27 protein-coding genes and 1 pseudogene are annotated in these 26,257 nt (G+C 62.3%); 11 read left to right on the top strand and 17 right to left on the bottom strand.

What is annotated here, in order from left to right; all coding sequences use genetic code 11:
- Nucleotides 1–77: 77 nt before the first annotated feature.
- The 3 genes from gpt to B5525_RS38805 are packed head-to-tail and all read right to left on the bottom strand — an operon-like array spanning nt 78 to nt 1,806.
- On the bottom strand, nt 78–602 hold the full coding sequence (gene gpt / locus B5525_RS38795; RefSeq protein WP_079571396.1) for a xanthine phosphoribosyltransferase: 525 nt from the start codon (nt 600–602) through the stop codon (nt 78–80).
- A gap of 10 nt (nt 603–612) precedes the next feature.
- Complete coding sequence (locus B5525_RS38800; protein WP_154073712.1) at nt 613–1,032, bottom strand: PaaI family thioesterase; 420 nt, start codon at nt 1,030–1,032, stop codon at nt 613–615.
- 36 nt (nt 1,033–1,068) lie between these two features.
- A complete protein-coding gene (locus tag B5525_RS38805; RefSeq protein WP_079571398.1) occupies nt 1,069–1,806 on the bottom strand; it encodes a competence/damage-inducible protein A in 738 nt (245 codons plus the stop codon).
- Between the two features lie 209 nt (nt 1,807–2,015).
- On the opposite strand from B5525_RS38805, the gene B5525_RS38810 reads away from it, so the two are divergent.
- From B5525_RS38810 to B5525_RS38820, 3 genes are all read left to right on the top strand, one after another.
- Nucleotides 2,016–3,434 carry a circularly permuted type 2 ATP-grasp protein gene (locus tag B5525_RS38810; RefSeq protein WP_079571399.1) on the top strand — a complete coding sequence of 473 codons (1,419 nt, stop codon included), beginning with the start codon at nt 2,016–2,018 and terminating at the stop codon, nt 3,432–3,434.
- A 4-nt stretch (nt 3,435–3,438) separates the two neighbouring features.
- Nucleotides 3,439–4,383 (top strand): alpha-E domain-containing protein, encoded by a 945-nt coding sequence (locus B5525_RS38815; protein ID WP_079571401.1) that lies wholly within the window; start codon nt 3,439–3,441, stop codon nt 4,381–4,383.
- Nucleotides 4,384–4,584: 201 nt separating this feature from the next.
- A complete protein-coding gene (locus B5525_RS38820; RefSeq protein ID WP_079571402.1) occupies nt 4,585–5,424 on the top strand; it encodes a transglutaminase family protein in 840 nt (279 codons plus the stop codon).
- An 81-nt stretch (nt 5,425–5,505) separates the two neighbouring features.
- Here B5525_RS38820 and B5525_RS45070 read toward each other — a convergent pair whose 3' ends face one another.
- A complete protein-coding gene (locus tag B5525_RS45070) occupies nt 5,506–5,646 on the bottom strand; it encodes a hypothetical protein (RefSeq protein ID WP_154073713.1) in 141 nt (46 codons plus the stop codon).
- 101 nt (nt 5,647–5,747) lie between these two features.
- Between B5525_RS45070 and B5525_RS46970 the strand changes: the two genes are divergently transcribed.
- The gene (locus tag B5525_RS46970) at nt 5,748–6,005 is read left to right on the top strand and encodes a hypothetical protein (protein ID WP_079571404.1); all 258 of its coding nucleotides are present in this window, start codon (nt 5,748–5,750) and stop codon (nt 6,003–6,005) included.
- A 68-nt stretch (nt 6,006–6,073) separates the two neighbouring features.
- Here the strand turns inward: B5525_RS46970 and B5525_RS48100 are convergent.
- The 7 genes and pseudogenes from B5525_RS48100 to B5525_RS47395 form a co-directional block, all read right to left on the bottom strand.
- Nucleotides 6,074–6,265: pseudogene (locus B5525_RS48100) on the bottom strand (hypothetical protein); the annotation flags it as partial.
- Nucleotides 6,266–6,381: 116 nt separating this feature from the next.
- Nucleotides 6,382–7,467, bottom strand: a complete 1,086-nt coding sequence (locus B5525_RS38835) for an AI-2E family transporter (RefSeq protein WP_244567732.1) — start codon at nt 7,465–7,467, stop codon at nt 6,382–6,384.
- Between the two features lie 262 nt (nt 7,468–7,729).
- Nucleotides 7,730–8,503, bottom strand: coding sequence for a polyphosphate kinase 2 (ppk2, locus tag B5525_RS38840; RefSeq protein WP_079574379.1), 774 nt, complete (start codon nt 8,501–8,503; stop codon nt 7,730–7,732).
- Nucleotides 8,504–8,679: 176 nt separating this feature from the next.
- Complete coding sequence (locus B5525_RS38845; RefSeq protein WP_079571405.1) at nt 8,680–9,087, bottom strand: hypothetical protein; 408 nt, start codon at nt 9,085–9,087, stop codon at nt 8,680–8,682.
- A 136-nt stretch (nt 9,088–9,223) separates the two neighbouring features.
- Nucleotides 9,224–10,918 carry a SulP family inorganic anion transporter gene (locus B5525_RS38850; RefSeq protein WP_079574381.1) on the bottom strand — a complete coding sequence of 565 codons (1,695 nt, stop codon included), beginning with the start codon at nt 10,916–10,918 and terminating at the stop codon, nt 9,224–9,226.
- 56 nt (nt 10,919–10,974) lie between these two features.
- Nucleotides 10,975–11,496, bottom strand: a complete 522-nt coding sequence (locus tag B5525_RS38855; protein ID WP_079571407.1) for a GNAT family N-acetyltransferase — start codon at nt 11,494–11,496, stop codon at nt 10,975–10,977.
- 332 nt (nt 11,497–11,828) lie between these two features.
- Nucleotides 11,829–11,951 (bottom strand): hypothetical protein, encoded by a 123-nt coding sequence (locus tag B5525_RS47395; protein ID WP_276328820.1) that lies wholly within the window; start codon nt 11,949–11,951, stop codon nt 11,829–11,831.
- A 257-nt stretch (nt 11,952–12,208) separates the two neighbouring features.
- Between B5525_RS47395 and B5525_RS38865 the strand changes: the two genes are divergently transcribed.
- Both B5525_RS38865 and B5525_RS38870 read left to right on the top strand, forming a co-directional pair.
- Complete coding sequence (locus tag B5525_RS38865) at nt 12,209–12,955, top strand: peptidase (protein WP_079571410.1); 747 nt, start codon at nt 12,209–12,211, stop codon at nt 12,953–12,955.
- A gap of 25 nt (nt 12,956–12,980) precedes the next feature.
- The gene (locus tag B5525_RS38870) at nt 12,981–13,739 is read left to right on the top strand and encodes an SDR family oxidoreductase (RefSeq protein ID WP_079571411.1); all 759 of its coding nucleotides are present in this window, start codon (nt 12,981–12,983) and stop codon (nt 13,737–13,739) included.
- A gap of 142 nt (nt 13,740–13,881) precedes the next feature.
- Here the strand turns inward: B5525_RS38870 and B5525_RS38875 are convergent, their stop codons facing one another.
- Nucleotides 13,882–15,105 (bottom strand): MFS transporter, encoded by a 1,224-nt coding sequence (locus tag B5525_RS38875; protein ID WP_079571413.1) that lies wholly within the window; start codon nt 15,103–15,105, stop codon nt 13,882–13,884.
- 195 nt (nt 15,106–15,300) lie between these two features.
- On the opposite strand from B5525_RS38875, the gene B5525_RS38880 reads away from it, so the two are divergent.
- On the top strand, nt 15,301–16,548 hold the full coding sequence (locus tag B5525_RS38880) for a NupC/NupG family nucleoside CNT transporter (protein ID WP_079571415.1): 1,248 nt from the start codon (nt 15,301–15,303) through the stop codon (nt 16,546–16,548).
- A 26-nt stretch (nt 16,549–16,574) separates the two neighbouring features.
- On the opposite strand, the gene B5525_RS38885 is transcribed toward B5525_RS38880, so the two are convergent.
- The 3 genes from B5525_RS38885 to B5525_RS38895 form a co-directional block, all read right to left on the bottom strand.
- Nucleotides 16,575–18,548 (bottom strand): acyltransferase family protein, encoded by a 1,974-nt coding sequence (locus B5525_RS38885; RefSeq protein WP_079571416.1) that lies wholly within the window; start codon nt 18,546–18,548, stop codon nt 16,575–16,577.
- Between the two features lie 73 nt (nt 18,549–18,621).
- Entirely contained in the window at nt 18,622–19,179 is a 558-nt protein-coding gene (locus B5525_RS38890; protein WP_079571418.1) for a cupin domain-containing protein, read from the bottom strand.
- A gap of 160 nt (nt 19,180–19,339) precedes the next feature.
- The gene (locus B5525_RS38895) at nt 19,340–19,627 is read right to left on the bottom strand and encodes an usg protein (RefSeq protein WP_079571419.1); all 288 of its coding nucleotides are present in this window, start codon (nt 19,625–19,627) and stop codon (nt 19,340–19,342) included.
- A 380-nt stretch (nt 19,628–20,007) separates the two neighbouring features.
- Between B5525_RS38895 and B5525_RS38900 the strand changes: the two genes are divergently transcribed.
- On the top strand, nt 20,008–20,325 hold the full coding sequence (locus B5525_RS38900) for a co-chaperone GroES (protein ID WP_079571421.1): 318 nt from the start codon (nt 20,008–20,010) through the stop codon (nt 20,323–20,325).
- 37 nt (nt 20,326–20,362) lie between these two features.
- A complete protein-coding gene (groL, locus tag B5525_RS38905; RefSeq protein WP_079571422.1) occupies nt 20,363–22,006 on the top strand; it encodes a chaperonin GroEL in 1,644 nt (547 codons plus the stop codon).
- A 198-nt stretch (nt 22,007–22,204) separates the two neighbouring features.
- On the opposite strand, the gene B5525_RS38910 is transcribed toward groL, so the two are convergent.
- Nucleotides 22,205–23,047: a LysR family transcriptional regulator gene (locus B5525_RS38910; protein WP_079571424.1), complete on the bottom strand. Its 843-nt coding sequence runs from the start codon at nt 23,045–23,047 to the stop codon at nt 22,205–22,207.
- 132 nt (nt 23,048–23,179) lie between these two features.
- On the opposite strand from B5525_RS38910, the gene B5525_RS38915 reads away from it, so the two are divergent.
- On the top strand, nt 23,180–23,776 hold the full coding sequence (locus tag B5525_RS38915; protein ID WP_079571426.1) for a cysteine hydrolase family protein: 597 nt from the start codon (nt 23,180–23,182) through the stop codon (nt 23,774–23,776).
- Nucleotides 23,777–23,793: 17 nt separating this feature from the next.
- Nucleotides 23,794–24,423 (top strand): glutathione binding-like protein, encoded by a 630-nt coding sequence (locus B5525_RS38920; RefSeq protein WP_079571427.1) that lies wholly within the window; start codon nt 23,794–23,796, stop codon nt 24,421–24,423.
- Between the two features lie 83 nt (nt 24,424–24,506).
- Here the strand turns inward: B5525_RS38920 and B5525_RS38925 are convergent, their stop codons facing one another.
- Nucleotides 24,507–25,682: a DUF2778 domain-containing protein gene (locus B5525_RS38925; protein WP_079571429.1), complete on the bottom strand. Its 1,176-nt coding sequence runs from the start codon at nt 25,680–25,682 to the stop codon at nt 24,507–24,509.
- Between the last annotated feature and the right edge of the window lie 575 nt (nt 25,683–26,257).

The raw sequence follows: 26,257 nt of genomic DNA on the forward strand, positions 1-26,257 counted from the left end.
GAGGAGCGAAGCGACGAAGCAATCCAGCTTGCTGCACGATGGATTGCTTCGCTTCGCTCGCAATGACGGCCAATACCCTATGCCGCGCCGTCGCGGATCGGCGGCTGGAACGACAGCGCGGTATCCCAGGGAAAGAAGATCCAGGTGTCCTGCGACACTTCGGTGATGAAGGTGTCGACCAGCGGGCGGCCCTTCGGCTTGGCATAGACGGTGGCGAAATGCGCGTCCGGTAGCATGTCGCGCACCAGGCGTGCGGTCTTGCCGGTGTCGACGAGATCGTCGACGATCAGCAAGCCCCTGCCGGTGCCGGCGCCGAGTTTCGCGGTGTCGGCCGACACGCTCTTCAGAACTTTCAAGTCGCCCTGTTTGGTATGATCGTAGCTGGCGATGCAAACGGTATCGATCACGCGCACGCCAAGCTCGCGCGCCACGATCGCCGCTGGCACCAGCCCGCCGCGGGTGATTGCGATCACCGCGTGGAACGGGCCGACTTCGTTCAGCCGCCAGGTCAGCGCCCGGCAATCCCGGTGGAACTGGTCCCACGAGACCGGAAAGGCCTTGCCCGCCCGCTCCTGCGCGCTCAGTTCCGGATGGTCCGCCATCAATCTGCTCCTACATCTTTCGGATCACGGCCGTGGCCGTTGCGGCCGCGACGATCTTGTCGTTCTTAAACAGTTCGCCGCTGAGCTGGCAAATTTCCTTGCCGCGCAATACCACGCGCCCCTTACCCGCCAATAGCCCCGCCTTGGCCGGCCGGTGAAACTGCACATTGAGATTTACGGTTGCCGCAAGTTCGCCGACATCCAACGTTGCCAACAGCGCCGGTCCCATGGTGTCGTCCAGCATGGCGGCGAGAAATCCACCCTGCACGTTACCGGCCGGGTTGAGGAATTCGGGCTTCGCCTCGAATTTGATTTCGACCGTACCGAGTTCGCCATCGATCTCCGCGAATTTGGTTCCCAACGTCATGGCGCAGGGCGGCAGCGGCAGCGTGCCGTCAACGACCTTCCAGAAAAAGGAATTCTTGTCCACGACGTTGTCCTTTTCTCACCCCCCACGACCTATCCGCTAACGGACCACGTTCAATCCCGCCAGCATTTCCTTCACCGCATTCATCGCGGCGGCCAGTTTCTCCGGATCGCGCGAACGCACCACGAGGTTGGTGTTCGGCTTCTGGTCCTCGTCGATGAAGGGGTAGCTGCCGATCACGGTGTCGGGATGGGCGCCTGCGATTTCGCGCAAGGGGCCGCCGATGTCGCCTTCCCGGGCATTGGCGCGCACGGTGTCCGACAGCATCCGCACCCCCGATTTCAGCTTCGGCGCGACGATGTCCATCATCGCCTGCATGATCGAGGGCACGCCCGCCATGACGACGACGTTGCCGATCTTGAAACCGGGCGCCAGGATGGTCGCGCTCTGGATCAGCTCGGCGCCGTCGGGAATCCGCGCCATCCTTAAGCGCGCCTCGTTCAGGTCCTGCGCGCCCCAGCGCTCGCGGAATCGCGCCACCACCTCCGGATGATGGTCGATGCCGACGCCGAACGCTTTCGCGACGCTATCTGCGGTGATGTCGTCATGGGTCGGCCCGATGCCGCCAGTGGTAAAGACGTAGTCGTAGCGTTTGCGCAGCGCGTCCAGCGCCGCAACGATATCCGCCTCGTCGTCGGCGACGACGCGGACCTCCTTGAGGTCGATCCCGATATTGGTCAGGTATTCGGCGATGAAGCCGATGTTCTTGTCCTTGGTCCGCCCGGACAGGATCTCGTCCCCGATCACCAGAATCCCCGCGGTGACGATCTCGCTCATATCCTCTCCTTGACCTTGCTCAACCCACCCCTTGAAGCCACCGGGCATTGCTAACGTAATAAGCACCCGGCAGCCGGTTTTTCAGGCAGCCGGAGAACCGATCCGCCCCCAAAAGCCCCCTCCAATGCATATCGCGCTGGCCCGGGCCTTGCTACCATCCCTTTAAGTCATGCACTGTCCCGCATGGCACGAGAAAACAGTCGGGGTATATGGCAGTTGCGTTCGATGAAATGAACGGGCCCGGCGGCGACGTCCGCCCGGCCTACCAGGAGCTCTCCCGCTGGCTCAAGGAGACGCCACCGGACGCCCTGGAATATCGTCGTCAGGAGGCGGAGCTGCTGTTCCGCCGGATTGGCATCACCTTTGCCGTCTATGGCGACGCCGAGGCCCAGGAGCGGCTAATCCCCTTCGACGTGATCCCCCGCATCATGTCAGGCAAGGAATGGGGGATCCTGGAAAAAGGCCTGAAACAGCGGGTGCGCGCGCTCAATATGTTCCTGCGCGACATCTATCACGGCCGCGACGTGCTGCGCGCCAATATCATCCCGGACGACCTGATCTTCCAGAATCCGGTATTCCGCCCCGAGATGAACGGACAGGAGGTGCCGCACGACGTCTATGTCCACATCGCCGGCATCGACATCGTCCGCGTCGACCCGGAAAACTTCTACGTCCTGGAGGACAATGCGCGCACGCCCTCGGGCGTGTCCTACATGCTGGAAAACCGCGAAATCATGATGCGGCTGTTTCCGGACCTGTTCGCCCGCCACCGCGTCGCGCCTGTGGAAAAGTATCCGGACGAGCTGTTGTCGGCGCTGCGGTCGGTGGCCCCGCTCAGCGCCGCGGCCGAGCCGACGGTGGCGCTGATGACCCCCGGGGTCTACAATTCCGCCTATTACGAGCATTCTTTCCTGGCCGACAAACTCGGCATCGAGCTGGTCGAGGGCCGCGACCTCATCGTCAAGAACGACGAGGTCTTCATGCGCACCACCGAAGGTTTGAAGCGCGTCGACGTCATCTACCGCCGGGTCGACGACGACTTCCTCGACCCCCTCACCTTCCGCCCCGATTCCGCGCTCGGCGTGCCCGGGCTGATGTCGGCCTACGCGGCCGGCAATATCACCCTGGCCAACGCCGTCGGCACCGGCATCGCCGACGACAAGGCGGTCTATTCCTACATGCCGGACATCGTGAAATTCTATCTCGGCGAAGAGCCGATCCTCAAGAACGTGCCGACCTGGCGCTGCCGCGAGCCCAAGGATCTCGCTTACGTGCTCGACAATCTCGGGGAATTGGTGGTCAAGGAAGTGCACGGCTCTGGCGGCTACGGCATGCTGATCGGCCCCGCTGCGACCAAAGCGACCATCGAGGCATTTCGCGATAAATTAAAGCGCGAGCCTGAGGGTTTTATCGCCCAGCCGACGCTGGCGCTGTCGACCTGTCCGACCTGCGTCCAGAGCGGGCTGGCGCCGCGCCATGTCGACTTAAGGCCGTTCGTGCTCACGGGGAGCAATCACGTCACCATCGTGCCGGGCGGGCTGACCCGCGTAGCGCTGAAGGAAGGCTCGCTGGTGGTGAATTCAAGCCAGGGCGGCGGCACCAAGGATACCTGGATACTGGACGAGTAGACGCATGCTGTCGCGCACCGCCGAAAACCTGTACTGGCTCGCCCGCTACGTCGAACGCGCGGAATATCTGGCGCGCACCATCGAGGCGACGCTGCGCGTCACCGCACTGCCCAACGCCTATGTCGGCAAGACCAATGAGTGGGATTCGGCGCTGCTTACCGCGGGCGTCAGCGCCAACTTCTATCAAGTTTACGAAGAGGCCAACGAGCGCAACGTCGTCGACTATCTGTCGTTCGCGCCGGAAAATCCCTCCTCGATCCGCAACTGCATCGAAAACGCCCGGCTGAATTCGCGCTCGGTGCGCACGGCGCTGACCGGCGAGATGTGGGACACCATCAACTCGGCCTGGATCGACCTTCAGGAAATCTGGAGCAAGGGCACCAAAACGCGCGAGGAGCTGACCAAATTCCTGCGCTTCGTGCAGGAAACCTCGCTGCGGTTCGACGGCTCGGCCTACCGGACCATGCTGCGCAACGACGCCTACTGGTTCTCGCGGCTCGGCGTGCACCTGGAGCGCGCCGACAACACCGCCCGCATCCTCGACGTCAAATATCACGTGCTGCTGCCCGAAGAGGAGCATGTCGGCGGTCCGCTCGATTATTACCAGTGGACCTCGATCCTGCGCTCGGTCTCGGCGCTGACCGCCTATCACTGGGTCTACCGGGAAACCCTGAAACCCTGGCTGATCGCCGATCTTCTGATCCTCAACGACTCGCTGCCGCGGTCGCTGGCGAGCTGCTACGGCAATCTGGTGCGCAACCTCGACCAGATCGGCGTCGCCTATGGCCGCCAGGGCCCTTCCCAGCGCCATGCCCGCGGGGTGCGCAACCGGCTTGAACACAGCCACATGGACGATATCTTCCAGCACGGCGTGCACGAATTCATCCAGGAGTTCATTTCGGATAATTCCCGGCTTGGCGAAATCATCACCAAGCAATATCTGATTTGAACACCGTCATGGCCGGGCATAGGCGAGTGGAAGCGACGCCGTCCTTCAGACGGCTATGCCCGGCCATCCACATCTTGCTTGAGGACGATCGATCAAGAAAGACGTGAATGCCCGGGACATCTAGCGCGAAGACGCGCTTCTGGCCGGGCATGACGATCTCTCTAGCTCTATGATGTAACAAGACTCCAGCACCGGTAACCCATGCGCCTGCGAATTGCCCATACGACAAGCTACCGCTACGAACCGCCGGCCAGCGGCGTTATTCAGACCCTGCGGATGACGCCCGGCAGCCATGACGGGCAATATGTCGCCGAATGGCAGATCGACGTCTCCACCGATTCCCGCCTGCAGGTGCACCAGGACGCGTTCGGCAATGTCACCCATGTCCTGACCGAGGGGACCACCGCCGATCTCACCATCAAGGTCGAAGGCCTGATCGAGACCCACGACACCGGGGGCGTGCTGAGGGGCACCGACGAGCGCTTTCCGCCGAGCCTGTTCCTGCGCTCGACCTCGCTCACCGAAGTCAATCCGGCGATGGCGAATTTCGCGCGCGATCTGCGCTTGGAGTCCGAAGAGGACGTGCTCGGATTCCTGCATGCGCTGATGATGCAGATCAACGAGCACATGACCTTCGACGAGGATCCCACCAACAGCGGTACCTCCGCGGTGGAAGCCTTCGGACTGAAGCGCGGGGTGTGCCAGGACTATGCGCATATCTTCATCGCCTGCGCGCGAAGCGGCCTGGTGCCGGCGCGCTTCGTGTCCGGCCATTTCCTGCGCTCCGACGGGATGGCGCATCAGGCGGCCGGCCACGCCTGGGCGGAAGCCTACGTGCCGGATCTCGGCTGGGTCGGCTTCGATCCGGCCAACGGCATCTGCACCACCGACGCCCATGCCCGCGTCGCCATCGGCCTGGACTATCTCGGCGCCGCCCCAGTGCGCGGTACCCGCTATGGCGGCGGCATGGAAACGCTGACGGTCGCAGTCAAGGTCGAACAGGCCGGCGGCCGTCAGGGGCAGTGGCAGAGCCAGTCGTAAGATAGTCGTTGTACTTCCGGCACACGGATTTTCGCGTCGATGTCGATGTCTGCTTTCGGGGGTAATACAGACATCCCGTTCTCAAGGCGTCAGGACCGTTTTTGACCCCATCGCGGACATCCGCCGAGAAATATAAGTCCCCGCTACCGACGGCGGGTGCAACGGCATTTCGCCAGACCCTTCCGGCATATCGAAACGTTTGGCGAACTGCAGTTCGGCCATGATCTTATCGCCCAATACTCTAAGCGGGCTGACCCTTGAGCTGCATCAAGCGCAGATCGCTCAATGGGACCATTTAGACGTTCCGGATCGAGGAGGCCAAAATGAAGCTTTCGATCGCTTTATCGGCGCTGCTGATCACTGGGTTCGTGGCCGCAAGCACTGAACAGGCCAGTGCCGTGGTGTACTGCCAATACGTTGCGTATCCGGCCGGGTGCGTCGTGAGGCCTGGCGTCGTGCTGCGGCCGCGGCCGGTCGCGCGGGCAGTGGTGACCCCCGGCGTCGGTGCCCGTGGTGTTGGAGTACGGCCTGGAACACCGATGAATCGTGGCGGTCCGGTTAATCGAGTCGGCAGGCGCTGACCGGCCATATTCGGAGCGTTGAGGTCGCGCGCCTTTTCTAAGTCAGAGTTGAAGTCCCCAGGTTCGGCCTACCGAAGTCCGAGCAACGAGCGGCGGTAACCGTTCCTGCGGGCTTCGTCCAGGCACACGAAGCTCCCGGTACTGCCCCGGGGGTAGCGTTTCTGCCGTTTGTGGTAATAGATCTCTTTTCGAAAATCGAGCCAGACTACAGTGTCAACAGGGCAATGTCGCTGCGCCTGAGCTTCGTAGCGAAACGGGCTGGCGTAGCGGCCGCACTGGTTGCAGAGCCTGCGACGATCAACGCCGTCAGCAAGCTGGGATCGAATAGAAAGCGCGACTTCCGGTGATACCGCAAACTGACATGCCTTAGATTGAGCTAAGTTGAACCAGTATCGTCCCCTCGTACAAAAGCGACTAACAAATCCCAAGCAACCGCCAGCACGATTGGGCCAACGAAAAGGCCGATGATTCCATTAGAAAGAGTGCCTCCAATGACGCCGACAATGATCACCAGCATCGGCGTCTTCAGGCCGCGGGCAAAGATGATTGGCCTAAGTATGTTATCTATCAAGTTCACCGGTACCATATAGGCGGTAAAGATCAGCGCCGTTAACGTTTCCATCGTCATCCAACTCCAGATGATGACGGGAACTATAATCACGGACGGGCCGATTTGAATAATTCCCAGGATGAGGACGCCGAACGCAATCAGGCTTGCGCCTGGCACGCCGACTGCCATCAGCCCGATACCCGCAAGAAGCGCCTGCAAGAGCGAAACGCCGATGACGCCTTGCGACACGTTTCGAATTGTTGCACCCGCCAGCTGCATGAATTCGTTGCCGCGCCTTGAAACGCGCCGATTTAGAAACACGGCAACGGTTTCGACCAGTTTCGGACCGGGCGAAAACAGGAATCCTGCGATGATCACGGAAGCCAAGAATTGAAGAATCGCGGTGCCAACGTTTCCGGCGGCTCCAAGCAGAGTGCCGCCAAGCGGCTTGAGGTGCGGAGCGATTTTGACAAGCGCCGCGCTAAGGTTGGTTGATGCGAGTTCCCAAAATTGGAATAATGGCTCGCCGATCAACGGCCAGTTTTTCACACTCTCGATAGGCGGAGGAACCGACAACGCCCCCGAGTCGAGGCGTGCGTAGATCATCCGCGGGACATCAACCAAATCCAGACCGAGCCAGGTCACAGGCCCAAAGACAATCAAGAGAAGCAGAATTGTGATCAGTGCCGCGGCTAATCTTCGACGTCCACCGAGCAACTTCGTGATCAGATCAAAAACTGGATACAGCGCCACGGCCCACACGACACTCCAGGCGATGGTCTCAAGAAATGGACTAATGATCGATAACGTCAAAAACAAAATGACGCCCAGGAACGAAAGACGAATGGCCAATCCGATGACCGTCTCGTTTAGCTTTTCAGTTTCAGTATCAATTTTGTGCTCTTTGGTCACATAAGCTTCCTAGAAACAATGCTGCACTGCTTGTGACAGCTTCTTGTAATTCATTCTTCCGGCTTTCGGTGTGCAGGCTCCGCTGCGCAGAGCACCATCGAATGTTTGGCAGGGAGCGATGCTCTTTACCACTACAAGCAATGATGGTTTCTCACGGAACCCGTGATCCGAACCCGTGGCCGAGTGACGCGGGGACGGAAGCTGTGATGGTTCGGCTGGCGAGCGTTTGCCTGACGGCTCAGCCACGAAAATTGTGAACAGCTCAATATCTTTCAGGAACGAAATTCTTGCCCTTTAGCGTCGATTGATCGTCGTATTTTCGCTTGTTTGAGCGCTTGGGCAGTTTGACCTTGGGGCGCGTCACTCCCTTGGCCGGGATCTGGTCGAGAATGTGCGAAATGCAATTGAGCCGCGCCCGCCGCTTGTCATCGGAGCGCACGATGAACCAGGGCGCGTGCTTGGTGTCGGTTATTCTTAGCATCATGTCTCGCGCCCGCGAGTAATCGTACCAACGATCGTACGATTCGATATCCATCGGGCTCAGCTTCCATTGCCGGAGCGGATCCTCGATGCGGGCCTCAAACCTCCGCCTTTGCTCGTCCTGTCCGACTTCGAGCCAAATCTTGATCAATATGAGGCCGCCGTCAGTCATGAAATTTTCAACCGGCGGGCAAAGCTCGAGGAAACGTTTGTGTTCCTGCTCACTGCAAAATCCCATGACGTGTTCAACGCCGGCTCGATTGTACCAACTGCGATCGAAGATGACGATTTCGCCGGCGGCCGGAAACCGTTCGATGTAGCGCTGCAAGTACATCTGGGATTTTTCGCGATCCGATGGAGCGGGGAGCGCGATAACGCGAAAAACGCGCGGACTAACCTTTTCAGTGAGGGCTTTGATGGTTCCGCCCTTGCCGGCGGCGTCCCGTCCCTCGAACACGATGACGACACGCAGGCCCTTCTCTTTCACCCAATCCTGCAGTTTGCAGAGTCGGACCTGCAGCTTGCGCATTTCGCGCTCATAGACCTTGCGCTTCATCTTCTCGAGATGGCTGTCTTTTGCCTTCACCTCGTCGGGAGCTTCGCGGTTGTCCTTGAGTGTCATTGCAATTGCCCTTCAATCGGCCGTCACTTTGCCGCATCAAAAAACTTTCCGAATCCGCGCATCCCTCCACGTTGATCAATCCTGCAGGCCGGAGAGCCGGCGAAACGCATTCAGTTCCAGCTCAGCGTCATGCCGATATCGCTCGGCCTGTCTCCCGAAAATTGCACGATTTCGGCCCGCAATTTATACCCGCGCGGTCGGAAGTACTTAGCCCAGGCATCATAGAGTTCTTTAGGCAACCCCGTCAGGGTGCTTTCCCAGCGCCGCTCCTGCTGATTGATGGCGCGGCCACGATCGGTGCAGACGTCGACTGGAAAACGAATAAACTCAACTTCGGTCTTCCCGTTGCGCACGGCACGCTCGATGATTGCCACCGCACGTTTAATTCGTTCATCGTCCGACACGCCCGACGGTCTCTCCAATTGCTCCAGCAATTTTCGCTTTTCGGCTTCGGCCATTTGTTGCTGGCGCGCCGCCTTTGCGGCCTCGTCCGCCTCGCTGATAGCGAGCTTCTTCATGAAATCTTTTGCATTGGCAACAGGTCATCAGGTTTGGACGGCATGACTTCCTCCATCAACCAATGCTCCCGGGGAGGGAAATCTTAAACTAATTCCTCCATTCGGCCAATCGTGCTGCGACAAAATGGCAGCCGCCCTAGCGGTCGTCACCACCGAGCAGACGATCGAGCCTCGCTACCCTGTCCAGCCCTCCGACCTTTTCAGCTATGCCGTCGGCTCGCAGCAGATCGCGCACCCATCCGTGCGCCCCGACGATGCGCAATGCAGCGCCCCGGGCGGCAAGTTCGCCGTGCAGCTGGTGCAGCATCCGCGAACCCCCTAGATCGACATAGGGCGATGCGGAAAGATCGCAGATCACCACGCGAACGTCGGACGCATCGACCGCTCGAACACGGCCCAGAACCGCTTCCAAGATAGCGTCGGCATTGACGTAGATCAGAGAGGCTTCGGGACGGAAGGCAATCGCGCCAGCCAGGACTTCGTTGTCGGGATGACGCGCGAGGTCCGAGTAGCTATTCGTGCCGGGAATACGGCCGAGGAACGCCACGTGCGGCTGCGATGCGCGCGCCAGCAACATCAGGATGGACGCGACTGCAGCGAGCAGGATGCCCTGCAGGATGCCCAGAAGCAGCACGGCGCCGAGAGCGATCGCCGCAGCATAGAAGTCGAGCCGGCTCACGCGCCACATCCGGAACAGGGCCGGAAAATCCAAAAGCCCCGATACAGCGGTCAGCACCACGGCCGCCAGCACCGCCTTCGGCAGGTTTTCCAGCAGCCCGGTAAGAAACAACAAGCACAGCGCAAGGGTTATCGAAGCAAAGACAAGGGAGAGTGGCGTGCGGGCCCCCGCCTTGTCATTCACGGCTGATTGCGATAGCCCGCCAGCCACGGGATAACCATGTCCCAGCGCGGCGGCGAGATTTGCCGCACCGATGCCGAGAAGCTCTTGCCGCGGATCGATATGATATCCGTGCTTTGCCGCGAAGGCGCGGCCCGCAGAGACGCTTTCGATATAGGCGAGCAGCAGGCAGCCGGCGGCCAGCGGCACAATGTCTTCGACATCACGCAGCCGCAGCGCAGGGCCTTCCAGGGTTGGCAGGCCGGCGGGAATATTTCCCGTAATGGGCACGCCAAGCGCGGGAAGCCCAAGCATCGTAACGGCGGTAATTGACAGAGCAACAACGCCGAGTGCGACGGGTTTTCCTGGCAGCAGGCGCTCGCCGAACACCAGCAGCATGATCGCGATGAAGCCGATGGCAAGTACGAGGTAGTTGGTCTGGCCGATTTGCCCGGCGAGTAGCGCGGCGCGCTCGAAAAAATTATGTCCGCCGCCGACGACGCCAATCAGACTCGGCAGTTGGGTCATCGCGATGGTCAGCCCGGCGCCGGCCTTGAACCCAACCAGGACGCTGTCGCTGATCAATTTTACCAGCGCGCTCAGTCGCAATAACCAGGCGATCACACAAAGCATCGCCACCGTGAAGCCGGCGAGGCTCGCGATCTGTGCATAGTGCGGTGCGTTTCCACCTGCCATGTCCACGACAGTACCGGCAATCATAAGCGAGATGGCGGAGGTCGGTCCGATTGCCAGTTGGCGCGATGACCCGAGCAGAGCATAGCCGAGTCCGCCCAATAGGTAGCCATACACGCCGGCCTGCGGAGGCAGGCCGGCAAGTCCCGCATAGGCGAGAGAAACCGGGATCGCGTAGGCCGCCAGCGTAACGCCGGCGATGATATCGCCGCGCAGCCACGCGGCGCGATATTCCGCCAACCAACGTGCCGGTGGCACTCGCCACATCGCTCCGTACCAGCTGGTCGCAGAATCCTTCATGCGGGCACCTTCATCCTCCAGAATCAAGCAGCGCGCGGCAGGTTGAACTCCCGCACTTAAAAGAGCTGGAGCGTCACATGCATAATGTCGGCTTCTCGTCTCGTAGTCGGGTGCAATCCGCTTTTCTTGAAAACTTTCACCATCGCAGTGTTCTCCGGCAAGACTTCGGCGATCAATTCCTTCAGCCCGGCATCCCGGGCGATTGCGGCAAGATGACGCATCAGTGCGGCGCCGATCCCTTGTCCCTGGTATTCGTCGATCAAGGCGAAAGCCACCTCAGCACGACCCGGCTCAAGGACGATGTAGCGTCCACCCCCCACGATGACCGGTCCTCGGCCTTCCTCAGCGACGGCGACCAAGGCTACATGGCTGACAAAGTCGATGTCCGAGAAGAATTCCATTTCCTGTTCGGAAAAATGGCGTCTTATCGAAAAGAAACGACGGCGGAGGGACTCAGCGCTGGCGCGGCTGACGGCTTGTTCAAGGCCGTTCCGATCCTCGTGCCTGAGCGCGCGGATTTCAACGCGGCGTCCATCGCGCAGTGTCTCAATCGCTGAAAATTTAGCTACTTCCGACATAGCCAGCAGTCCTTCACACGACACACCCAGGTGAGACGGTTGCGATGCGGCCGCCGATCAGGCCGCTTCCAGAACTGGCTCGACAAGATTACGCATGGTCCGAACGTCCGGCAATGCAAGCCTGACAATTCGAGCAAGCTCTCCGTTAATGGAGACTCTGAAGGCATCAAATCACCGTCAGTTGCCGCTGTGTCGCGGGTGGTAAGTTCGTTTGATGTCCGCTTGTGGCACGAAACGGAAGCGCTGCTCGCCCTGACGAATGTCCGCTTTTGCGGTAGCAGCTGACATCGAGCCCGCGGGCATGTTTTCTCAGTGCGCGGCCTGCACTTCAATCATTTTACTTGCCCTGAAATGAGACCCCGAGCACGGCTTTGGGCCTTTGCATTGCCCTGTTGGGCCATGGCGCGGAATACCTGCATCGCCGGCACGTAATCGCCGCGGTTATAGGCCGCCATGCCGTCTTCCCAGGGGCCCGCGAGGGCACCCGCCGCCGCCCAGAAGCTGCGCGGCCAGGATCAGGCCGCCGACCTTCATCCGCCTTTTCAGGTGCAGCCCCTGCCTTGGATTCAACGGATCGTTATCCAGCCGGTCACTATTTCCAACGCCATCGCCGAATTCGCGCGGTGCGCAGCGGGAATGCCCGAATGGGGTTGGAGGACCCCGCAAAATTGGCTAGTAATTCTCGCCGTGTGATGCGTTCGGGGACCCGGGAATGACCTATTGCTGCGGAGTTTTGGTGCGGGACGGCCTGGTCATGATCGCGGACACCAGGACCAATGCCGGCCTCGACAATGTCTCGACCTTCCGCAAGCTGCATATCTTCTCCAAGCCGGGCGAGCGCATCATGGCGATCGCCAGCGCCGGCAATCTCGCGATCAGCCAGTCGGTGCTCTCGACCCTGACCGAAGGGCTCGAGGACCCCCACACCGGCGAGCTCGAAACGCTGCTGAACGCCCCGACCATGTTCCAGGCGGCGCAGCGCATCGGCAAGGCGATCCGCAGCGTTCACGCCACCGAGGGCACCGCCTTGCAGTCCGAAGACATCAATTTCGACGTCTCGTTCCTGTTCGGCGGCCAGATCAAGGGCGCGCGGATGCGGCTGTTCATGGTCTATCCGGCCGGCAATTTCATCGAATGTACCACCGACACGCCCTATTTGCAGATCGGCGAGCACAAATACGGCAAACCGGTGCTCGACCGCGCCATGCATTACGACGTCGAATTGTACGAAGCGCTCAAGACCAGCCTGATCTCGATGGATTCGACGATGCGCTCCAATCTCGGCGTTGGGCTGCCGATCGACGTGCTGGTCGTGCGCTCCGACGTCTGCGACGCCGATCTCAATCACCGCATCGAGGCGGGCGAGCCGTATTTCCACGATCTGCGCTCGCGCTGGTCGGCGGCGCTGCGGGCGGCGCATCAGAACATTCCCAGACCACCCTATAAAACCGAAACCTGAACCAAGAACAAAAAAGCGAGGAAACATGACCGAGGCAGCAAACAGAATCGCGCTGGTGACCGGCGCCGGCACCGGCGTCGGACGCGCGGCGTCGCTGGCGCTGATGAAGGCCGGCTTCACCGTGGTGCTCGCCGGGCGGCGCATGGAAATGCTGCAGGAGACCCAGAAGCTCGGCGACACCATCGGCAAGAGCCTGCCGGTGTCCGCCGACATGACCGATCCCGGATCGATCGCAGCCCTGTTCGCCAAGGTGATGGACGTCTACGGGCGGCTGGACGTGCTCTTCAACAATGCCGGCATGGGCGCGCCGCCGGTGCCGTTCGAGGATCTCGGTCTGGCGCAGTGGCAGGCGGTGGTGAACACCAATCTGACCGCGCCGTTCCTGTGCACGCAGCACGCCTTCCGCATCATGAAGGACCAGACCCCGCGCGGCGGTCGCATCATCAACAACGGCTCGATTTCGGCGCACGCGCCGCGGCCGTTCTCCGCGGCCTATACCTCGACCAAGCACGCCATCACCGGCCTCACCAAGGCCACCAACCTCGACGGCCGCGCCTACGACATCGCGGTCGGCCAGATCGACATCGGCAATGCCGCGACCCCGATGACCGACCGCATGGTCGACGGCGTGCTGCAGCCTGACGGCAAGAAGATGCCGGAGCCGCGCATGGATGCGAAAGCGGTCGGCGACGCCGTGGCCTATATGGCGAGCCTGCCGCTCGACGCCAACGTGCTGTTCATGACGGTCATGGCGAGCAAGATGCCGTTCGTCGGGCGGGGGTAACCGTTCGCCGAGGCTCCAGTCCCTCATGGTGAGGAGGCGCAAAGCGCCGTCTCGAACCATGAGCCCGTGGCCCATCCTTCGAGACGCACGCTGGCGCGTGCTCCTCATGAGGTGAGTGGGCGGATAGATATCCGTTTCAGCCCTACTCCAGCCGCTCGACATTGCGCAGGGTCGGAAACAGTTTCATCCACAACAGCGCGATCGCGACCGTGCCGACGCCGCCCAGCACGGCGGCCGGCACGGCGCCAAACAGCGCGGCGGTGAGGCCACTTTCGAACTGGCCGAGCTGGTTGGAGGCGTTGATGAACAGGAAGTTCACCGCGCCGACCCGGCCGCGCATCTCATCCGGCGTGGCGAGCTGGACCAGGGAAAAGCGGATCACCACGCTGACGGTGTCGGCTGCCCCCATGATCGCCAGCGCCACCACCGATAGCGCCATCGAGCGGGAAACCGCGAATACGATAGTTGCCAGGCCGAACACGATTACGGCCTGAAACATCCGCATCCCGACGCGCCGGTGGATGGCATGTCGCGCCAGCACGGCGGTCATCAGCAGCGCGCCGACCGCGGGCGCGGCGCGCAGGATGCCGAGGCCGAGCGGACCGGTCTGAAGGATATCGCGCGCATAGATCGGCAGCAGCGCCGTGGCGCCGCCGAGCAGCACCGCGAACAGGTCCAGAGAGATCGTACCGAGGATTGCCGCATTGTCGCGGACGAACCTGACGCCGGCGAACAGGTCGGCCGGCGATGCGGCGTCCCTGACCACGGCTGGCTGGGTCGGCCGGATCGCACCCATCAGGAGCGTACCGGCAAGGCAGAACGCCACCATCAGCCCATAGGGCAATGCGGGCGCGACCGCATAGGCCAGGCCGCCAAGCGCCGGGCCGGTGATGGTAGCGATCTGGCCGACGCCGCTCGAAATTGCGGTGGCGCGCTGCAGTGAGCCTTGCGGCGCGACCAAAGGCAGCAGCGCGGAGATCGCCGGACTTTCGAACGCACCGGCCGTGCCCAGTACGGCCATGGCCACGAAGATCTGCAGCACCGTGAGCGAGCCCGTATAGGCGCCCCATGCCAGCAACAGCGCCGTCAGCGCCTCGACGAGCAGGCATATCTGTACGACCCGCTTGCGCTCGTAGCGATCGACCGCGTGTCCCGCCACGAACACCAGCAATGCCGTGGGCAGGAATTGCACCAGTCCGATCATGCCGAGATCGAACGCGCTGCCGGTCAGGTCGTAGATCTGCCAGCCGACCGCCACGGCGGCGATCTGGCCGGAGAAACGTGAGAAAGCGCGCGACAGCACGAAGAGCAGAAACGAGGGATGCTTGAGCAGGGCGCTGGAGCCCGCTTGGGTCAGGGACGACATCGATCAACCGGTTCTGCTTTACGTCGAATGGGAAGCAGTCGCCCTGCTCCAAGTCCGATGAGAGGCCGTGACCGACCCTCGGCTGATTGTCAATGCCGAGGTTCGCCCGTTCCGCGGAAACACGACCAAGACCGCCCCTTGGTATTGCACATGCAAGCCCGCCGCTGCCATAATCCTTGTGGCTTGGGGGTGTCGATGCTTCAACTGCAATCGGCGTTCGGCGTGTTCGCATTGCTCGCGATCGCCTGGGCGTTTGGGGAAAACCGCCGCAGCGTGTCGCTGCGGCAGGCGGCCGTCGGGCTTTTCGTCACCGTGCTCACCGCAATCATCCTGATCAAATTGCCGGTCGTCGCGCGCGCCTTCGGAATCATCAACGATGCCGTCGGCGCGATTTCGTCGGCCTCGCGCGCCGGCACGTCCTTCGTGTTCGGCTATCTCGGCGGCGGCGCACTGCCGTTCGACCTCAAGGCGCCGGGCGCGGATTTTATTCTCGCGTTCCAGGCGCTCCCCGTCGTGCTGGTGATGAGTGTGCTCACCACGCTGCTGTTCTACTGGCGCATCCTGCCGCCGATCGTGCGCGGCATGGCGTGGCTCTTGGAGCGCACGCTCGGCGTCGGCGGCGCGGTGGGACTTTCCACTGCCGCCAACATCTTTCTCGGCATGGTGGAGGCGCCGCTGTTCATCCGGCCGTACCTCGCACAGCTGACGCGCAGCGAATTGTTCCTGGTGATGACCGGCGGCATGGCCGGGATCGCCGGCACCGTGCTGGTGCTCTACGCCACGCTGCTGGCACCGCTGATTCCCGACGCCGCCGCACATTTTGTCATCGCCTCGGTGCTGGGCGCGCCGGCGGCGATCCTGATCAGCCTGATCATGGTACCGGAGACCAGCGACATCAGGACCGGCGGGGCGCTAAGCGATCCCGAGATGCACGCTTCCTCCACCATGGAGGCGATCGTCAAGGGCACCGTCGCCGGCCTCGAACTGCTCCTCAACATCGTCGCGATGCTGATCGTGCTGGTGGCGCTGGTCTATCTCGCCAACGCCATTTTGGGACTCCTGCCCGAGATCGGGGGGCCGATTTCGTTGCAGCGGGTGCTCGGCTACGCGATGGCGCCGGTATGCTGGCTGTTGGGCCTTCCCTGGCCGCAGGCGATCACCGCGGGCAGCCTGATGGGTACCAAGACCGTGCTCAACGAGCTGATCGCCTATGTCGATCTGTCGAAGCTCGGCGCCGACGCGCTCGATTCCCGCTCGCGGCTGATCATGCTCTATGCGATGTGCGGCTTCGCCAATTTCGGCAGCCTCGGCATCATGATCGGCGGCCTCGGCACCATGACGCCGGAACGCCGCGAGGAGATCAATGCGCTCGGACTGAAATCGATCGTCTCGGGCACGCTGACTACCTGTCTGATGGGCGCGATCGTGGGGGTGCTGACGTAACTTCCCCGTCATTCCGGGGCGCGCTGTTAGCGCGAATCCGGAATCTCGAGATTCCGGGTTCGACGCTCTGCGTCGCCCCGGAATGACGAGTTCAATCCCAGCAGCGGCGCCAGGCGGCCCATCACGTAAGAAGAGCCCTCCGCCGTGAGATGGGCGTGGTCAAACGACAACGGAATGCCGCCATCGATGGTGAGCGGGCATTGCCGTGCCGAACAGACCGCGGCGAGCACCGACACGTAAGAAAATTCGTTGCTCGCCGGCAGAGCGGCCTGCATGTTCTGGTCCAGGGCAAAGATATCGGGCAGAACGAAATCGTCGGACCGCGCCTCGACCTGGCGCAGATGCGCGCGCATCAGCATCGAGGGCAGCCTCGCCTTGAACTGCACGGCAGGGCCGAGCAGCGTCACCGGGATGCCGAGATCCCCGAGTTTCGCGATGGTTTGCCTGAGGTCGGCGATCATGCCATCGAACCGCGGCGGGCGGGCATATTCCAGCCAGTCCGCCGACAGGATGACGTGGTCGGGTTTGTGTTTGGCGAAGAATGCATCCATCTGCGCCGCAAAGCTGCGGCAGGAGGCGTTGCCCTGGGCCGCCGCGTTGAAGGTCGGCATGCATGCCGGCTCTGTCGCCTGCAGGATGTTCGTTGCCTGCGGATCGGTCATGCCAGCGAGCCCGTGAACATATTGCGCGGCAAAGCTGTCGCCCCACAGCAGCACATGGGCCTTGCCCGACGCGAAGCCGAGACAGGCATCGTCGAAACGGCCGCTGGCGGGCGCGAAACAACTGCCCTCGCGATACGGCACCCGGCGATCGTAGCCGTTGTAGACTTCAATTTTCAGCGCGAATAGGTCGGCGCCGGACGGCGTCTGGCTCAACAGCAAGCCGGCGGCGCTGCCGGCCAGCAGCAGCACCGACGCAAGCGCGGCGATGCGGAACGCGTCGCGCCGCGTCCGCGCCAGCGACTTGCCGCGGAACGGCTGCTCGACGAACCGCCACGACAGATAGGACAGCCCCAGCGTCAGCCCGAACAGCGCGATCTTGTCGCTCGTCTCGAGCACCAGGCTGCTCTTGGAGAACCGCGCGAAAGCGAATAGCGGCCAGTGCCAGAGGTATAGCGAATAGGAGATCTGGCCGACGAATCTTGCCGCAGCGAGCGGCGAATACCAGCTCCGCTCCTGCGTCGGCACGCCGATACCGCTCCAGATGAACAGCGCCGCGCCGAGGCAGGGTGTGAGCGCGTTGAAGCCGGGAAATCCCGGACCCGGGCGCAGCGAGAAGATCGGGATCGCGAGCAGCGCCAGCGCGATACCGCGCACAATGCCTTGCGCCAGGGCGTGGCGCAGCACCGGAAATCCCTGGACCGCAAGGAGCCCGCCGGCCAGGAATTCCCAGGCCCGCGGCGGGCTCATGAAGAAGGCGTTGGCGGAGCGGTCGCTCCCCATCAACCAGATCGAAAGCGTAAACGAGGCCAGTCCCAGCGCGCCGAGCACTGCCGGCAGCACCAGGCGGTGCCCTCGGGACAGTCGAAGCACCCCCCACAACAGGATCGGCAGCACCAGATAGAACTGCTCTTCGACCGCGAGCGACCAGGTATGCAGCAGCGGCTTCTCCACCGCCGCATGGCCGAAATAGCCGGTCTGAAACCAGAAGAAGAAATTCGAAGTGAAGGTGATCACCGACACGACCGAAAGGAAGAAGTCCGCCCGTTCCGAGGTCAGGAGATAATGAAAGGACGGGATCGCAGTCAGCGCCACCATCGCATACAGCGCGGGCAGCAGCCGTCGCACCCGTCGCTCGTAGAACCGCGCAAAGGAAAACGTGCCGGCCGCGACTTCCGACTGGATGACCCCGGTGATCAGGTAGCCTGAGATCACGAAGAAGATATCGACGCCGACGAAGCCGCCGAAGTTTGCCGGCGGCTCGAGATTGTGGAACGCGACGACCGCGAGCACCGCGATGGCGCGCAGCCAGTCGATATCTTCGCGATAGTCGCGCCTCACAATCGCTAAACCGCCCGAACCTGATTGAAAGAGGTCTGGCTGCCTAGCGCGCCCGCATGACGAAACGCGCGCCTCATGCCGAAAGTTCGGTGGTCTTGAACTCCGCGGGCAGGATCACTTCAAGCAATTCGACGTCGTCGGAATAGTCCATGATCAAATGCTTGATCCGGGGCGGCTGGGTCCAGCTGGAGCCCTCTTTCATCAAGGTTTCGCCCTGTCCTTCCATGTAGGTTTTGACCCAGCCTTTCAGCACGTAGACCATCTGGAAGTCGACGTCGTGGAAATGCAGTTTTGAGACTTCCGCCGGATCGCACGGTCCGATCAACCGGATCACGTGCGCCCGCGCCAGGCCCTGGCTTGCCTCGGCTATCCCGAGGTCGCGGTATTGCGCGTAGGAGCGCAGGCCGTCGGCTCTAAAATCCTCTTCGCGGTGATGGCTGATGGCGACGCGCTGTTTGGGACGGGCGCGCTTGACCGGCGCCGGCGCGCGGCCCTTGGCCTCGAGTTTCTTTCGCGCCGTGGTTTTGGCGGTGGTCTTCCTGGTTGTCTTGCCGGCGGCTGTGCGCGCGGGCGATTTCTTCTGCGCGGCGGTGCGGCTTGCTGCCCTCGATTTCGGCTTCTGCTTGGCCATCGACGTTCTCCCCTTCGGTGTCGTGGGAAAACGTTAGCACAGATCGCGGTGCGCAGTAATTTGTAGGGTGGGCAAAGGTGCGCTTGCACCGTGCCCACCATGCCGGCCGAGCGCGTTGTGGTGGGCTCGCCTTGCCCACCCTCCGAAGACCTGCTTGGCGTCAGTGCAGCCGGAAGACGCCGTCGACCGCACGCAGTTCGGCGGGCTTGATCAGCTTGGAATGCGCCACCGTGACCGAGAACAGCGGGCCTTCGAGTTTTTCCTGCCAGAAGGCGAGGAAATCCTTCAGCGCCGGGAATTTTGGAAACAGGTCGTAATTCTGCCAGACGTAGGTCTGCAGCAGCGAGGGATGATCCGGCATCCGATACAGAATCTGCGCCGTCGTCAGCCCATAACCCAGCACCTGCTTCCGGAAATCATCGGAAACAACCCCAACCCGCGAGACCATGCCAAACCTCCATTGCTGGAGCGCATTTCACGTGGTGGCCGCCAACCGGAGCCACCCCGGCGGAGATGCGCTCACATGAGAGAAATGTGACGCACGATACCAACACATCACAAGCCTAAATGTTTAACGGTTTGTTGAAAAATGGCGCGTTGGCAGCAGCTTACCGCAGGTGCTAATACGGGATTCGAGGGTCGGCCGGCCGGATTAATCATGATTAATGAAATTGGCAGGCGTCATATTTGAGTGCCAATTTTTCTGCTAAAAGCCCTTGTTCCCCGCAGAAGTGTGGACTATGTCCACTGAAGTCGCGCTGGCACTCGCTGGCATAGACTGCCAAAATCCAAAATTCGACAACATCTTCAGAAACTTAGGAGGACTGCATGAAATTCCGTCCGCTTCACGACCGCGTCGTGGTCAAGCGCATCGACGCCGAAGAGAAGACAGCCGGCGGCATCATCATCCCGGACAGCGCCAAGGAAAAGCCCTCGCAGGGCGAAATCACCGCTGTCGGCCCGGGCGGCCGTGACGAAGCCGGCAAGCTGATCCCGATCGATCTCAAGGTCGGCGACCGCGTGCTGTTCGGCAAGTGGTCCGGCACCGAGGTCAAGCTCGATGGCGAAGAGCTCCTGATCATGAAGGAGAGCGACATCATGGGCGTTCTGACCGACTTTCCCGCGACCAAGAAGAAGGCCGCCTAAGCGCCTTTTCCCCTCATAGATTTCAAGGAAGCAAAATATGTCAGCTAAAGAAGTCAAATTCGGCGTCGACGCGCGCGATCGCATGCTGCGCGGTGTCGACATCCTCGCCAACGCCGTCAAGGTGACGCTCGGCCCCAAGGGCCGCAACGTCGTGCTCGACAAGTCGTTCGGCGCGCCCCGCATCACCAAGGACGGCGTCACCGTCGCCAAGGAAATCGAGCTTGACGACAAGTTCGAGAACATGGGCGCCCAAATGGTGCGCGAAGTCGCCTCCAAGTCGGCCGACGCGGCCGGCGACGGCACCACCACCGCGACCGTGCTTGCGGCTGCGATCGTCCGTGAAGGCGCCAAATCGGTTGCCGCCGGCATGAACCCGATGGATCTGAAGCGCGGTATCGACATGGCGGTGGAAGCCGTGGTCGCCGACCTCGTCAAGAACTCCAAGAAGGTCACCTCGAACGAGGAAATCGCCCAGGTCGGCACCATCTCCGCCAACGGCGACGCCGAGATCGGCAAGTTCCTCTCCGACGCCATGAAGAAGGTCGGTAACGAGGGCGTCATCACGGTCGAGGAAGCCAAGTCGCTGGAAACCGAACTCGATGTCGTCGAAGGCATGCAGTTCGACCGCGGCTACATCTCCCCCTACTTCGTCACCAACGCCGACAAGATGCGCGTTGAGATGGACGACGCCTACATCCTGATCAACGAGAAGAAGCTCTCCTCGCTGAACGAGCTGCTGCCGCTGCTCGAAGCCGTGGTGCAGACCGGCAAGCCGCTGGTCATCGTCGCGGAAGACGTCGAAGGCGAAGCTCTCGCCACCCTCGTCGTCAACCGTCTGCGCGGTGGTCTGAAGGTCGCGGCCGTCAAGGCTCCGGGCTTCGGCGATCGCCGCAAGGCCATGCTGCAGGACATCGCGATCCTGACCGGCGGCCAGGCGATCTCGGAAGATCTCGGCATCAAGCTCGAGAACGTCACCCTCAACATGCTCGGCCGCGCCAAGAAGGTGATGATCGACAAGGAGAACACCACCATCGTCAACGGCGCCGGCAAGAAGGCCGACATCGAGGCACGCGTGACGCAGATCAAGGCGCAGATCGAGGAAACCACCTCGGACTACGACCGCGAGAAGCTGCAGGAGCGTCTGGCCAAGCTCGCGGGCGGCGTCGCGGTGATCCGCGTCGGCGGCGCGACCGAAGTCGAAGTCAAGGAGCGCAAGGACCGCGTTGACGACGCGATGCATGCGACGCGTGCAGCCGTCGAAGAAGGCATCGTTCCCGGCGGCGGCGTTGCGCTGCTGCGTGCTTCCGAGCAGCTCAAGGGCCTGCGCACCAAGAACGACGACCAGAAGACCGGCGTCGAGATCGTGCGCAAGGCGCTGTCCTGGCCGGCTCGCCAGATCGCGATCAACGCGGGCGAAGACGGCTCCGTCATCGTCGGCAAGATCCTCGAGAACAAGTCGTATGCGTACGGCTTCGACTCGCAGACCGGCGAATACGGCGATCTCGTCAAGAAGGGCATCATCGATCCCACCAAGGTGGTCCGTGCGGCGATCCAGAACGCGGCGTCCGTCGCGGCTCTCTTGATCACCACCGAAGCCATGGTGGCCGAACTGCCGAAGAAGAACGCCGGCGGCGGCGGCGGTATGCCCCCGGGCGGCGGCATGGGCGGCATGGACTTCTAAGCAGTCCATCTCGCTTCAGGCGATCATCCAGAAATGCAAAACCCCGGCAGCGATGCCGGGGTTTTCGTTTGGGCTGGATCGCGAGGCACGTCACAAATCTTGTCATTCGGGGCGCGGCTCTTTGCGCAGGCCTGGAGCCTGTCGTCGCGTGGCACAAAAGCGCCGACCCGGACGAAGGATGGCTTGTCCCATTCCTCCCTATCCCTTCGCAAATTCATGAAAGCAATCGCGCGCCCAATCGATCACGGCGCGCGCGGCGGGATCGCGCTTGAGGTGGTTCTGCACCAATAGCCAGACATCGCGGCGGCGGGGCAAGAGCGTGGCGCGCAGGCGGCGGTCGGCGAGCAAATCCGCGCAGGAGTGTTCGGGCAGGATGCCCAGGGCCTGATGGGACTGGATCAGTCCTCTGATGACGCGGACGTTGTCGGTGACGCAACGCGCGCGCTGCTGCAGTCCCCTCGCCTTCAGGAACTGCGATTCCGGGATCGAGCCGAGGTCCTCCGGATAGCCGCAGACCACCGGTTCGAAACCCGCAGCCGCGACGGGCTCGATGAAATACAACCGGACTTCCGCAAGCTTCGAAATGGTAAAATCGCCCTTGTCCGGCTTGCGCAGACGAATGGCAAGATCGGCTGCCCAGCGCGAGAATTTTACATTTTCGCTGGAGGTGAGGAATTGCAGGGCGAGGCCAGGGTTCCGCACCAGCAATGTGTTGGCGCGCGGCGCCAGCAGTTCTTCCGCCACCGCATTGGTGGAAGCGATCCGGAAACGCCCGCTCAGACCGGGCAGGCTCTCGCCGACCTTGCCGATCTCGGCGACATGCCCCGCCATCGCCTGGATATGCGCGAGCACCGTCTCGCATTGCCGGGTCGGCCTGCGCACGCCGTCGACGGCCTCGAACAATCTCCAACCCAGCGCACGCTCGATCCGCGCCAGCCGCCGCCCGACTGTCGTCTCGTCGATGCGCAGTCGCGCACTGGCGCCGGCGTAGGTACCCTCGTCGCGGACCGCCGTTACGATGCGAAGATCGTCCCAATTCATGCACCGGAGATACCACGAAGCCTGCGCTACCTGCAATAATGCAGCCATCGGCTGCAATAGTCCTGCGTGAAAGCAGGCTGCGGTTCGCTATGTCTTGGTCTTCGGCAACTTCACTCCGAGATCGAGGCCACCATGACCACCGCTAAAACCCTGCTTGAACTCGCTGGCGCCGACCTAAGCCTTCCCCGGCTGAGCGACGCCTGTCTGGTCCTGATCGATCTGCAGAACGAATATCTCGCGGGCCCGGTCGCGCTGCCCGATGCCGAAGCCGCGGTCGCAAGTGCCGCAAAACTGCTGGCGCGGGCGCGAAACCGCGGAACGTCGGTGTTTCACGTCGCGCACAGGGGGAAAGCCGGCGGCTTGTTCGATCGCGCCACAGAGCGCGGCGCCATTGTCGCCGCGCTGGCCCCGCTCGCCGACGAGCCCGTGATCGAGAAGGAATTGCCCAACGCCTTCGCCGGGACAGATCTGCAGGCGCGCCTCCAGGCTGCCGGGCACAGGAACGTCATCCTCGCGGGATTGATGACGCATATGTGCGTCAGCTCCACCGCGCGAGCAGCACTCGATCTCGGCTTTCGGATTACCATCAACGCCGACAGCTGCGCCACGCGCGACCTCCCCGACGGCCGCGGCGGGACGATTCCGGCGGCAACGGTCCATGACGTCGCGCTCGCCGAACTTTCCGACCGTTTTGCGATTATCGCGCGCGGCAGCGGCGCGCTGGTCTAACGCTGACGGAGGCCATGATGCTGCAGCTTTATTTCTGGCCGATGGCCTGCTCGCTCGCCAGCCGCATCACGTTGATGGAGGCCGGCATCGAGGCGCGCTATCATTTGGTGCATCTCTGGAAAAAGAAGGTGATCGAGGACGATACCGACTTCTGGGCGGTGTCACCGAAGGGCGCCGTGCCGGTGCTGGTGCTGGAAAACGGCGAGCGGCTGACCGAAAACGCAGCCGTGCTGCAATACATCGCCGATCTCCGTCCGGAGTTCGGGCTCGCGCCGCCACCGGGCGATCCCGACCGCTACCGGCTCCAGGAGTGGCTGTCTTTCGTCGGCACCGAGATCCACAAGGCATTCCTGTTTCCGACCTTCTGGTACAAAGACCAAGCGGCCAACGCGATTGCGCGCGAGCGGATCGGCAAAAACGTGTCGGTCGCCGCCGAACATCTCGATGACCGACAATACCTCGTCGGCGAGCGCTTCACCGTGGCCGATGCCTATCTCGCCTGGTCACTGCTGCTGCTCGGGCGCGGCGGCGTCGATGTCGCGTCGTGGCCGTCGTTGGTCAGCTATCTAGACCGCATCCAGGGGCGCCCTCGGGTGAAGGCCGCGATCGAGGCGGAGCGGCAGATCTACAAGACGCTGATGGCGTGAGGAGCTCGGCGCATCGCGCCGCCCCGGAATGGAGGATGATCGTTCGCCATGACCTCGCGATCAAATGCGATGACGCCCTCGTCTCACTCCACCCGTGCGACCACCGCAAGGCGCTTGATGCCCTGGTTGCGGTAGGCGTTCAGGAAGGCGTTGTAATCCCTGAAGGAGACGCAGCCGTTGGAATCGCCATTGGGCCCGAGCATGTAGGTGTGTGCGAGCAGGCCGCTGCGGCCGTAGATCGCGTCTTCGCCGCCGATCGGAGTCAGCCGCAGCGCCGGCACACCGTGAAACAGCGCCTCGCGCGGCTTCAGCTCGTAGATATGCGGCGGCGTCACGCCGCGCATCCGGATCCGCGCGGAGCGCGGATCGTCGAGCTCGGAGCCGAGGCCGGAATGCGCCTCGAGCTTGGTGCCGTCGGGCAAATAAACCGTGTGCGCGGAAATGTCGTAGACCGCGGTCGAGCGATCATACGGCGCCGAACCGCCGAGCGCCGGATTCTGGTTTTGCCCGAGGTCTGGTCCAAGATTTTGTCCAAGGCTACCGGTGACGCTGGCGTCGGCAGAGGCGTAGGCCAATAGCGAGCCACGCGAGGGCTGCTTGCCCCAGAGCTTTTCGGAAATCGACCGCCTCTCGTTCGAAGCGAGCGACATCACCGCGGCCTTGGCGCGCTGCGCCATGTCGCGCACGGCAGCCGCGGGCGATTTATCTGCCGGCGCATCGGCCGGACTCTGCGGCGGCAGCGCGGCGACCTGAACCGGCGCCTTCGCCTTCGACGCTTCCGCAAGCTTCGGCGCTTCGGATCTCGGCTTCGCCGCGTCCGCGAGTTTTGCTGTTTCGCGCTGCGGCTTCGGCGCCTCGGCGACCTTGGGGGTTTCAGGCTGCGACTTCGGCTCGACGCCTTGCGGAGCAGCGGCAGCGAAGCGGTCGTCGAACGTCAGCGTTGACGAAGGCGCAAGTGCTGCGGGTGCGGCCGCGGGCGGCGCCTGTTCGCGCAGCGCCGCAAACGCATCGCTCACGACCGTCTGCGCCTGGCGCGCGGCGACCGCCGGGCGCGTTACGACCGGCGCATCGAAATTGGCGCTGCCGAGTTGCGGATAGACGTCGGCGCGGAACACATTGGCGTAGACGGTCCACGCACTTCCCAGCACCAGGCCAGCGATGGCCGCACCGCCGAGAAAATTCTGAGGAACTGATTTCCGGGATGCGCGCTTGGGTTTGGACACCGCCGAAGAAGAATACGCAACTCTACTGTAACTCATCCGCCCTGCATCCAGACTGGTCCCACCTTGATCCCCTTCCAGGCTGCGCCCGACGATGCGCGTTCCCGCGACACGGTTCGAGCGCTGCCCGGCGCGCGATGAATCCCGCGGAAAGTCCGCTCGATCATCTCGCAGAGGTGCGGAGCGTCATTAAGGCGACTTTTAGTTAAATGCGGATTAAGTCGGGGCGGATGTTGGGCATGGTTAACGCGCGGTTTTCCCGTGCAATTGCGGGGAAGTTAAGCCCGATTTTGGCTGGTTTCTTCCATCATCGCGTTTCGGATACCAGTTGCGTTCGCGGCGCTCCGGCGTGACGTCGAGAATGGTCCGGATCGGCATCAAATCGGGCGCGCCGCTTGTCCCAATATCGGCCCGAAGCGCCCTTCATTTCGTCGCCCCAAAAATGCCTTATTGTGAAATCGTTCGCGTCGCGGCCGTTCACGTGAACACGCCGCTGCTGTCATCATCCGCGAAAGCGGATGATCCAGTATTCCAGAGACGTCTACGATAGAAGCGAGAAGCCGCGGCGTACCGGATACCCCGCCTTCGTGGGGTACGACGACGGAATTTGGCGC

The organism is Bradyrhizobium erythrophlei (assembly GCF_900129505.1).
Taxonomy (GTDB): domain Bacteria; phylum Pseudomonadota; class Alphaproteobacteria; order Rhizobiales; family Xanthobacteraceae; genus Bradyrhizobium; species Bradyrhizobium erythrophlei_D.

Bases quoted from the DNA above. Each gene is read 5' to 3' on its own strand.
- gpt (WP_079571396.1), bottom strand. From the start codon at position 602: ATGGCGGACCATCCGGAACTGAGCGCGCAGGAGCGGGCGGGCAAGGCC.
- B5525_RS38805 (WP_079571398.1), bottom strand. From the start codon at position 1,806: ATGAGCGAGATCGTCACCGCGGGGATTCTGGTGATCGGGGACGAGATC.
- B5525_RS38810 (WP_079571399.1), top strand. From the start codon at position 2,016: ATGGCAGTTGCGTTCGATGAAATGAACGGGCCCGGCGGCGACGTCCGC.
- B5525_RS38815 (WP_079571401.1), top strand. From the start codon at position 3,439: ATGCTGTCGCGCACCGCCGAAAACCTGTACTGGCTCGCCCGCTACGTC.
- B5525_RS38820 (WP_079571402.1), top strand. From the start codon at position 4,585: ATGCGCCTGCGAATTGCCCATACGACAAGCTACCGCTACGAACCGCCG.
- B5525_RS45070 (WP_154073713.1), bottom strand. From the start codon at position 5,646: ATGGCCGAACTGCAGTTCGCCAAACGTTTCGATATGCCGGAAGGGTCT.
- B5525_RS46970 (WP_079571404.1), top strand. From the start codon at position 5,748: ATGAAGCTTTCGATCGCTTTATCGGCGCTGCTGATCACTGGGTTCGTG.
- ppk2 (WP_079574379.1), bottom strand. From the start codon at position 8,503: ATGAAGCGCAAGGTCTATGAGCGCGAAATGCGCAAGCTGCAGGTCCGA.
- B5525_RS38845 (WP_079571405.1), bottom strand. From the start codon at position 9,087: ATGAAGAAGCTCGCTATCAGCGAGGCGGACGAGGCCGCAAAGGCGGCG.
- B5525_RS38850 (WP_079574381.1), bottom strand. From the start codon at position 10,918: ATGAAGGATTCTGCGACCAGCTGGTACGGAGCGATGTGGCGAGTGCCA.
- B5525_RS38855 (WP_079571407.1), bottom strand. From the start codon at position 11,496: ATGTCGGAAGTAGCTAAATTTTCAGCGATTGAGACACTGCGCGATGGA.
- B5525_RS47395 (WP_276328820.1), bottom strand. From the start codon at position 11,951: ATGGCGGCCTATAACCGCGGCGATTACGTGCCGGCGATGCAGGTATTC.
- B5525_RS38865 (WP_079571410.1), top strand. From the start codon at position 12,209: ATGACCTATTGCTGCGGAGTTTTGGTGCGGGACGGCCTGGTCATGATC.
- B5525_RS38870 (WP_079571411.1), top strand. From the start codon at position 12,981: ATGACCGAGGCAGCAAACAGAATCGCGCTGGTGACCGGCGCCGGCACC.
- B5525_RS38875 (WP_079571413.1), bottom strand. From the start codon at position 15,105: ATGTCGTCCCTGACCCAAGCGGGCTCCAGCGCCCTGCTCAAGCATCCC.
- B5525_RS38880 (WP_079571415.1), top strand. From the start codon at position 15,301: ATGCTTCAACTGCAATCGGCGTTCGGCGTGTTCGCATTGCTCGCGATC.
- B5525_RS38890 (WP_079571418.1), bottom strand. From the start codon at position 19,179: ATGGCCAAGCAGAAGCCGAAATCGAGGGCAGCAAGCCGCACCGCCGCG.
- B5525_RS38895 (WP_079571419.1), bottom strand. From the start codon at position 19,627: ATGGTCTCGCGGGTTGGGGTTGTTTCCGATGATTTCCGGAAGCAGGTG.
- B5525_RS38900 (WP_079571421.1), top strand. From the start codon at position 20,008: ATGAAATTCCGTCCGCTTCACGACCGCGTCGTGGTCAAGCGCATCGAC.
- groL (WP_079571422.1), top strand. From the start codon at position 20,363: ATGTCAGCTAAAGAAGTCAAATTCGGCGTCGACGCGCGCGATCGCATG.
- B5525_RS38910 (WP_079571424.1), bottom strand. From the start codon at position 23,047: ATGAATTGGGACGATCTTCGCATCGTAACGGCGGTCCGCGACGAGGGT.
- B5525_RS38915 (WP_079571426.1), top strand. From the start codon at position 23,180: ATGACCACCGCTAAAACCCTGCTTGAACTCGCTGGCGCCGACCTAAGC.
- B5525_RS38920 (WP_079571427.1), top strand. From the start codon at position 23,794: ATGCTGCAGCTTTATTTCTGGCCGATGGCCTGCTCGCTCGCCAGCCGC.
- B5525_RS38925 (WP_079571429.1), bottom strand. From the start codon at position 25,682: ATGAGTTACAGTAGAGTTGCGTATTCTTCTTCGGCGGTGTCCAAACCC.